This window comes from Morganella sp. HSTU-ASny43 (genome assembly GCF_022819185.1).
Classification (GTDB): domain Bacteria; phylum Pseudomonadota; class Gammaproteobacteria; order Enterobacterales; family Enterobacteriaceae; genus Morganella; species Morganella morganii.
In genome coordinates this window covers 1-1017 of record NZ_WSPG01000074.1, presented here as the reverse complement: position 1 = coordinate 1017, position 1017 = coordinate 1, and the positions used below count along the sequence as shown (strand labels likewise).

The window sequence follows — 1017 nt, the reverse complement described above, 5'->3', positions numbered from 1 at the left end:
TAACCTGCAGCAATCCCCCGCGTTTGCTGCCGATCACAACAGGCACAATCCGGATAACATCATCCGTCACCGGAAAAACGAGGTCATCCACCCCGATATTTTTTTTACCGCGAAATACCGCATACGTTAAGCCGCGGGATTTACTGGTATTCAGATAGCGTTCAAACCCGGGAATTGTGCAGCATAAAGCACGGACCGCTTCGGAGGTTGTGCTGACCAGGCGCTGATGTATTTTGCCAAAGGTTTTACCCAGCACACCGCCGAGTACAATTTTCACCATAATTTCCTGTGACATATTTCACCCGTAAAAAAAGCCGCCGGAGCGGGTCATATCAGTTGCTCATGACGCAGTACCATCACTGTACGGTCACGCCAGTAACCGCCATATGGTATCCGCTGGCTCAGGTGACCGTATAAGTGATGCAGAAGCATGTTGTCAGGCAATAAAATACCGGCATGATTGGCAACCGGTGCCTGTACCTGCATCACGATGACATCACCGGGTTGCGGGTCGTCAATCTGAATAAATCCCGCTTCCCGCCAGTTATCGGCGTAACGGTTCTCACCCTGCTCCCACCAGGGGTAATCCACCCGGTAATCCGGCAGTTCAATGCCGCGTTCCTGCCGGAACCAGCTCATTACCAGACCCCAGCAGTCCGTAAACCCGAGCACAAACGGCCGACCGAGTAATGGTAATTCACCGCGCGGCTGAACAGTCCGCAGATCCCCTTCCGGCCAGCTGATGATATACCACGGCACGCCAAGGGCATCGCACTGTGCTTTATCCAGTTCTGACGGTTGGGTGGTAGCATCCGGGTGACTGTGCACAATACCGGTCACCGTACCCCAATCCTCAGCAGCGGCGTAATCCTCCGGTGATAATACGAAGTGCTCTTCCGGTGTGGCCGCAATATTACGACAGGGAAAGTATTTCACCACCCGGGATTTTTGAGCTATTACTCCGCAGCACTCGCGGGGATATTCACGCTCTGCGTGTGCAAAAATAGCTGCCTGAAT

At 53.3% G+C, this 1017-nt stretch carries 1 protein-coding gene and 1 pseudogene; both read right to left on the bottom strand.

The features are described from left to right. Positions 1 to 295 (bottom strand): annotated as a pseudogene (locus GN208_RS17775) (tail assembly protein); the annotation flags it as partial. A gap of 32 nt (positions 296 to 327) precedes the next feature. Next, positions 328 to 1017 carry a C40 family peptidase gene (locus tag GN208_RS17770; RefSeq protein WP_243828515.1) on the bottom strand — a complete coding sequence of 230 codons (690 nt, stop codon included), beginning with the start codon at positions 1015 to 1017 and terminating at the stop codon, positions 328 to 330.